Source organism: Micromonospora sp. NPDC051296, from assembly GCF_040682255.1.
GTDB classification, from domain to species: domain Bacteria; phylum Actinomycetota; class Actinomycetes; order Mycobacteriales; family Micromonosporaceae; genus Micromonospora; species Micromonospora craterilacus.
Genome location: NZ_JBFBAO010000373.1, coordinates 1 through 6707 on the forward strand (window position 1 = coordinate 1; position 6707 = coordinate 6707).

The following is a 6707-nucleotide window of genomic DNA, read 5'->3' on the forward strand; positions in this document are numbered from 1 at the left end:
GCCCTCTACGACCAGCTGAGTCGCCGCAGCACCGCCCCCACGCTCCAGGCGGCGTGACCCCGGGGCCCGGCTGTCTACGGCGGGCCGCCCCCCGCGACCCCATCTGCGGTACGCGTCACCGCGAGGGCTGGGGCAGCTCGCAGTCGACCTTCGGGTTGGCACCGATGTAGTTCAGTGGCCCGGCGACGATGGTCACCAGGATGGTGCCGAGTTCGGCACAGTTGGTTTCCTCGTCGCTGTAGTAGCCGCGCTGGCCGGCGGCGACAGCGCCGATGACGAGCCAGATCACGACGAGGACTCCGAATATCGACGTGCCACGCATGCTTCCTCCACGGTCAGGGGTTACCCGGTGTCGGCCCTGGTACCCAACCTGGCCGGGCGGCTAACGAGTGGCTGCGTGACCGGTGCGCCGGGGCGCCGGTGCGGAGTGGGTGGACATCCCCGCACCGGTGGCCCGGCGGTCGAACTGTCAGGCGTTGTCGGCGGTCTGGGCGGCCAGCACCTTCGCCTGCTGGGGCCAGGTGGCCAGGCTGGCGGTGGCCCGCAGCCCGGCGCCCCGGATGGTGTCCCGCAGCGCCGCCTCGTCCAGCTCCGCCAGCTGCCGGTAGGTCCGGATGCCGGCACCCTGCAGGGCGGCCGCCATCTTCGGGCCGACGCCCTGGATACGCCGGAAGTCGTCGGCGGCATCCTCGGCGGCCGGGACGGCGGCGGCGACCGGAGCCGCCGCTTCGGTGGCGACCGCGGCGGCCGCGGCGGCCGCGGCGGCCGGGGCGGCCGGGGCGGCCTCGGCGGACGCCCTGGGCCGGACCGGCGGGGTGGCGACGGCCGGCCGGTCCGGCGCGGTCGCGTCCTCGGCCGGTCCGTCGGGGACGGACGCCGGCTGCGGCGCGGCGCTGTCGGCGGCTGCGGCGACCGGCTCGGTGGCGGGCGGCACCGCATCGTCGCTGGTGGCCGTGGGTTCGGTGGTGCTGGCCGGTTCGGCGACCATGGCCGGCGTCGGCTCGGTGGTCACCGGCTCGGCCGGCGCGGGCTCGCTGGTGGTAGCGGCCGGCTCGGCGATGGTTTCCGGCTGCTCGGTCACGGTGCTGGCGGTCGGCGCCGGCCCGGTCGCCGTGGTCGCCCCGGTCGACGGCGCGGGGGGCTCGTCCCGCCGGCCGCGGAGCAGCAGCCAGCCCGCCGCCAGGCCGGCCAGCAGGACCACGATCAGTATCAGCCAGATGCCAGAGGACTCCGCCACGGCAAACCTCCCTGAGGGTCACGTCCGAATCGTCACGAGAAAAACTCGCCGCAGCTTCGCATACGTGCGGCCGGCGCGACAGGCAGGCTCTGTTACAGCTCGTGTCGGCCCGCCGGGGGCTACGGCAGGTGTCCGGCACGGGACGGACGGTGTGGACCGGGAGGGTGCACCGCGACCCCGGCACCGGGTTGGGTGCCGGGGTCGTGGTGCGACGGATTCAGTCCTGCTCGCCTCGATAGGTGTAGAAGTCGTCGACGAACTTGCGCCGCAGCCGGGGCACCCGGCTGGTGACCCGGAAGTACCCCCGGGCACCGAGTAGCGCGAGCCGTCCGAACACCGGCTGGTACATCCGGTCGTCGCCGTTGGTGCCGCTGCGGTTGAGCGAGTCGGCCACCCGGGCGAAGCCGTACGGCACCATCGCCGCCTCGTAGTCGGCCACCGCCTGCACCAGGGTCTTCTCGCCGACGGCGGCGAGGATCAGCTGCCGACGAAGCAGGTTCGCGTCCCGCAGTGCGGTGTTGGCGCCCACGCCCCGGCCCGGGGTCATGGTGTGGATGGCGTCGCCGAGCAGCGTGACCGTGCTGCTCTTCCACGGCGGGACCGGCTCCGAGGTGGACACCCGGATCGGCAACGCGCTGCCAGGGTCGGCAAGGCTGAGCAGCCCCCGTAGCCGGGGATGCCAGTTGGCGGTCAGCTCCAGGGCCACCCGGATCAGTTCCGCGCCGCGGCGCTGCATCACGTCCGGCGGGAACCGGCGTGCGGTGCTCCAGACGACCAGGTTGATGTTGTCTCGGGTGGTGTCGTGGCGCAGCCCGGGCCAGCCGGCGAGCAGCGCCACGTCGTCGTCGGCGACGCCCGGCTTGAGCCGGCCGTCACGGTCCCACTTGAACTCCATCACGTGCAGCACGCCCATCACGCCACCGGTGCCGAAGATCAGCGAAATGCCCCGCTGCACGGTCTCCGGCAGCAGTGCCCGGGTGCGGTCGGTGAGCGGGATCCGGGTGGCGATGTTGATGGTGCCGGCGTCCCGGATGACCGCGTGCGGCAGGTACTGGCGGCGGACAGCGGAGTGCGTACCGTCCGCCGCCACCAGCAGGTCACCGGTGGCGGTGCCGCCGTCGGCGAAGTGGGCGGTGACCGTCCCGTCGTCGTGCTGCTCGTACCGGGTGAAGGTGCGGTCGAACTGCACCACGTCCTCCATGCCGGTCAGCAGCACCTGGCGCAGCGTCATCCGGGCCACCGACCGCTCGGTGTCGACCGGGTGGGTGTCCGGCCGCAGCGGGAACGACGCCGTGTGCTGCATCCGCTGGCTGAGCACGTTGAAGTAGCGGGGGGAGCGGGCGCAGGTGGCCAGGTAGATGTCGAACAGCTCCGGTGGCAGGCAGTCGCGCAGTGCCCGGCTGCCGGTCGGCCCGATGCCCACCCGGTAGCCGAGCAGCCCGTCGGCCCGGGTGCGGTGCCGCTCGTAGACGGCGACGCTGATCCCGGCCCGGCGCAGTCCGTGCGCCAGGCAGAGCCCGCCGGTGCCCGCGCCGATGACCAGGACGTGCGGTGGTCGGATGGCCACGGCGTCTCCCGTCAGCCGGCCACACGCGGTGCCGGAACGTCCGCGGCGTCCCACCGGTAGAAGCAGCTGGCGATCGCATCGCGCGGTGAGCGCCAGGTCGGCAGGTACGGCGAGGTGTGGGCGGACAGTCGCTCGTTGACCTGTAGATACAGCGGGTGGTTGCGGGCCGCCGCGAGGGCGTCCGCGCCGACGTCGTCGGTCTCCATCAGATGTACGCACAGGTCGTGCAGGCAGTACAGGGACCGGTGGCGCACCCCGGTCAAACCGGGCAGCTCGGTCGCGTCGGACTCGGCGAAGATCTGCGACACCCGACCCTCCGCGCCCGGGATGATCCTGCTGACGATAACTAGACGGCTCATCGGATTCCTCTCGCCGGTGGTCCGGCCCGGACATGTCGCCGGACCTCGAACCGCTTTCCCCGACCACCCTGTCCGTGGGCCTGTCACCTGCCCGTCAACGCGTCCGGTCGGGCCGGTGACGCCTGGTCAGCGGCCCCGGAACGGCGCCCGCGTGGCCGGGTGCCGCGATGGTCCGGCCGCCGCCCGGCTGGCCCGCCGGATCGGTTCGAGCGTCTCGTCGAGCAGCGCGCTCATCGCCGGGGAGGGTTCCAGTCGCAGCTCCCGCAGCAGGAGGTCCCGGTAGACGTAGAAGGCGTGCACCGCCTCGAACGCGTTGCCCTCGGCCAGGTGGATGCGGACCACCAACCGGTGTGGTGTCTCGCGCAGCGGCTCGGCGGCCATCGCCTCCAGCGCCGCCTCGAGCGCCTCGCCATGCCGGCCGGCGGCCAGGTGCTGGCCGGCCATCTGCTCCAACATGTGCAGCCGGAGCTGGCGCAGGCGTTCCCGGTCGGCCAGCACCCAGTCGTCGTACCAGCCGGGGAGCAGGTCGTGCCGGCCGGCGGCGAGCGCCTCCGCGGCGTCGTCGGGTGGCTGGCCGTCGCGGATCCGGGCGGCCGTGTCGACCAGCTTGTCGACGTCGACCCGTACGGCGGGGGCGAGGCGGACGGTGTCGGCCGTGGTGGTCAGCGGGCAGTACGGATCCTGGCGCAGCCGCCACAGCGCGGTGCGCAGCGACGACAGGGCCCGCTCCTCCGCGGCCTCCGGCCAGAGCAGCCCGGCGAGATGGCTGCGGGTCGCGCCGGGACGCAGCCCGATCAGCGCGATGACCCGTTGCAGGCCCCGGGGGACCACCACCGGTGTGCCGCCGTGGGCGAGCCGGAAGCCGCCGAGCAGGTGCAGTCGTACCTCGGCGTCCCGGCGCTGTCCGGTGGTCGGCGTGGGCGGATCGGCGGCCACGGCGGCACCCCCTGCGCAACGCGTCGTCTGCGGGTCTCGGCCGGGTCCCGGCGTGGCAGCCGTGACGCCACTGTCGACTCGCTGGGCCGTCGCACGCGGGCGTGCGGAGCCGGGTCTGACCGCTGCGAAGATTATCAATAGCGGTTACTCTGGGTCAACGGTGGTGTCGGCAAAGTAACCCGCCCGTCATCTGTGAGACCGGCTCTGAACTGGTCAAATCTTAACGATCATGGCGATCTCCTCGTTCAGCGAGCGCACAGCTTGCGTCAACGCAGCGTCACTGAAGGTTGTGTCGGTAGGGGGCGTCGGTGACGCTCGGGTGACGCCGGGCCGCGCATCGTGTCGGCAGCGCTCCGGGCCGACCGGTGGCGTCACCACCGGCCATGGGGGAGGACCAGCATGGACCGAACGCTGATCGTCGCGAAGGTGGTCCCGACCGCCGAGGCAGCGGTCGCCGAGATCTTCGCCGAGTCCGACACGACCGAGCTGCCCCACCTGGTGGGGGTCCGGCACCGGTCGCTCTACCGGCTGCACGACCTGTACGTGCACCTGTTGGAGACCGACGCACCGGGCGACGGCGCGGTGGAGGCCGCCCGGGAGCATCCGGAGTTCGAGCGGGTCAGTGCGCGGCTGCGCCCGTACATCACGCCGTACCTGCCGGACTGGCGCTCGCCCCGGGACGCCATGGCCCGCTGCTTCTACCACTTCGACGGACGGCGGTCGTGACCGCCACCGCGCCCGCCGGCGAGGCGCTGTGGTCCCGCTGCGGCGGCTGCGCCACCCTGCTGTACCGCAAGCGGTTGCGGCGCAACCTCGACGTCTGCCCCGAGTGCGGGCGGCACACCCGGCTCGCCGCCCCCGAGCGGGTCCGCCAGCTGGTCGACCCGTCCTCGTTCCAGCCCCTGCCCGACCGTGCGGTCGAGGTGGACCCGATCGGCTTCGTCGACGTGCTGCCGTACCCGCACCGGCTCACCGCCGCCCGCGCCGACACCGGGCTGCCGGAGGCGGTGCTCTGCGGCACCGCCACCATCGGCCGGTACCGCTGCGCGCTGGCGGTGATGGACTTCCGGTTCCTCGGCGGCAGCCTCGGCTGCGCGGTCGGCGAACTGATCACCCGCACCGCCGAACAGGCGCTCGATGCGGGCATGCCGCTGATCCTGGTCACCGCCTCGGGCGGCGCCCGGATGCAGGAGGGTGCCCTGTCGTTGATGCAGATGGCCACCGTCAGCCAGGCGATCGCCGCCCTGCGGGAGGCCGGGCTGCTCACCGTCAGCGTGCTGACCGACCCCACCTACGGGGGAGTCGCCGCCTCCTTCGCCACCTGTACGGACCTGGTGCTCGCCGAGAGCGGCGCCCGGATGGGCTTCGCCGGCCCCCGGGTGATCCGCCAGGTCACCGGACGCAGCCTGCCGGACGGCTTCCAGACCGCCGAGTTCCTGCTGCGCCACGGCCAGGTGGACATGGTGGTGCCGCGCCACGCGCTGCGCGCCCGGCTGGTGGCGGTGCTCGCCGCCGCGAACGGCGGTCGCCGGCCGGCGGTGCGTGTCGGCGTACCGGGGCACCCGCCGGCACCACCGCGGCCGGCCGGCCGGCCACCGGATCCGCCCCCCACCGGCGCGGCGGCCCGGGACGCCTGGGAGACCGTACGGCTGGCCCGGCATCTACGCCGACCGACCACGTTGGACTACCTGGAGACCGCCTTCGACGGCTTCACGGAACTGCACGGCGACCGGCTCGGCCGCGACTGCCCGGCGGTCGTCGGCGGGCTGGCCCGGCTCGACGGCCGGCATCTGATGGTGATCGGCCATCAGAAGGGGCACACCAACGCCGAGGTGGTGGCCCGCAACTTCGGCATGGCCACGCCGGCTGGGCACCGCAAGGCGCTGCGGCTGATGCGGCTCGCCGCCCGTCTCGGCCTGCCCGTGGTGACCCTGGTGGACACCCCCGGGGCCGACCCCGGCATCGACGCGGAGGAGCACGGCCAGGCCGCGGCCATCGCGGAGAACATCCTGGCCCTGAGCGTGCTGCCCACCCCGGTCGTCGCGGTGGTCACCGGCGAGGGCGGCAGCGGCGGTGCGCTGGCCCTGGCGGTCGCCGACCGGGTGCTGATGCTCCAGCACGCGGTGTACTCGGTGATCAGCCCGGAGGGCTGCGCCGCCATCCTCTGGCCGGGACGCACCGCCGCCCCCCAGGCGGCCCGGGCACTGCGGCTGACCGCCCCGGATCTGTGCCGGCTCGGCATCGTCGACGAGGTGGTACCCGAGCCCGTCGGTTCGGCGGCCGACGATCCGGAGGCCACCGCCCGCGCGGTCCGCGAAGCGGTGCTGGCGAACCTGCTGCCCCTGCTCGACGTGCCGATCGCCACCCTGGTCCAGCACCGTAGGCGCCGCTTCCGGCGCTTCGGGGCCGCCCGCGCCGGCGTTCGGGCGGGTGTCCGGTGAGCGGCGTCGGCGGCGCCGTGCCCGCAGTCGCCGGCACCCCGGCGATCCGGCCACCGATCCCGGGCGAACCGGCGACCGCGCCGCTCGACCTGCACCGTCCTTCGGCTGGCGCGCCGGCACCGCAACCCGCGACCCACCTGCGCGAGCCCGGCCGGGAGGACGCCGAG

7 protein-coding genes are annotated in these 6707 nt (G+C 74.0%); 2 read left to right on the forward strand and 5 right to left on the reverse strand.

Translation table 11 applies throughout. The features are described from left to right. Positions 1–115: 115 nt before the first annotated feature. The 5 genes from AB0M52_RS28290 to AB0M52_RS28310 all read right to left on the reverse strand — a co-directional run bounded on the left by AB0M52_RS28290 (position 116) and on the right by AB0M52_RS28310 (position 4099). On the reverse strand, positions 116–322 hold the full coding sequence (locus AB0M52_RS28290; protein WP_363959896.1) for a hypothetical protein: 207 nt from the start codon (positions 320–322) through the stop codon (positions 116–118). Between the two features lie 147 nt (positions 323–469). Further along, positions 470–1237 (reverse strand): helix-hairpin-helix domain-containing protein, encoded by a 768-nt coding sequence (locus AB0M52_RS28295; RefSeq protein ID WP_363959899.1) that lies wholly within the window; start codon positions 1235–1237, stop codon positions 470–472. A gap of 217 nt (positions 1238–1454) precedes the next feature. Beyond that, the gene (locus AB0M52_RS28300; protein ID WP_363959902.1) at positions 1455–2804 is read right to left on the reverse strand and encodes an NAD(P)/FAD-dependent oxidoreductase; all 1350 of its coding nucleotides are present in this window, start codon (positions 2802–2804) and stop codon (positions 1455–1457) included. A gap of 11 nt (positions 2805–2815) precedes the next feature. After that, a complete protein-coding gene (locus tag AB0M52_RS28305) occupies positions 2816–3163 on the reverse strand; it encodes a TcmI family type II polyketide cyclase (RefSeq protein ID WP_363959905.1) in 348 nt (115 codons plus the stop codon). A 126-nt stretch (positions 3164–3289) separates the two neighbouring features. Beyond that, entirely contained in the window at positions 3290–4099 is an 810-nt protein-coding gene (locus AB0M52_RS28310; protein ID WP_363959908.1) for a BTAD domain-containing putative transcriptional regulator, read from the reverse strand. A gap of 399 nt (positions 4100–4498) precedes the next feature. Here AB0M52_RS28310 and AB0M52_RS28315 point away from each other — a divergent pair, with 399 nt between their 5' ends. Continuing rightward, complete coding sequence (locus tag AB0M52_RS28315) at positions 4499–4825, forward strand: TcmI family type II polyketide cyclase (RefSeq protein ID WP_363959911.1); 327 nt, start codon at positions 4499–4501, stop codon at positions 4823–4825. Continuing rightward, positions 4822–6540: an acetyl-CoA carboxylase carboxyltransferase subunit alpha gene (locus AB0M52_RS28320; RefSeq protein WP_363959914.1), complete on the forward strand. Its 1719-nt coding sequence runs from the start codon at positions 4822–4824 to the stop codon at positions 6538–6540. The genes AB0M52_RS28315 and AB0M52_RS28320 overlap by 4 nt, the downstream gene beginning before the upstream one ends. Positions 6541–6707: the final 167 nt, after the last annotated feature.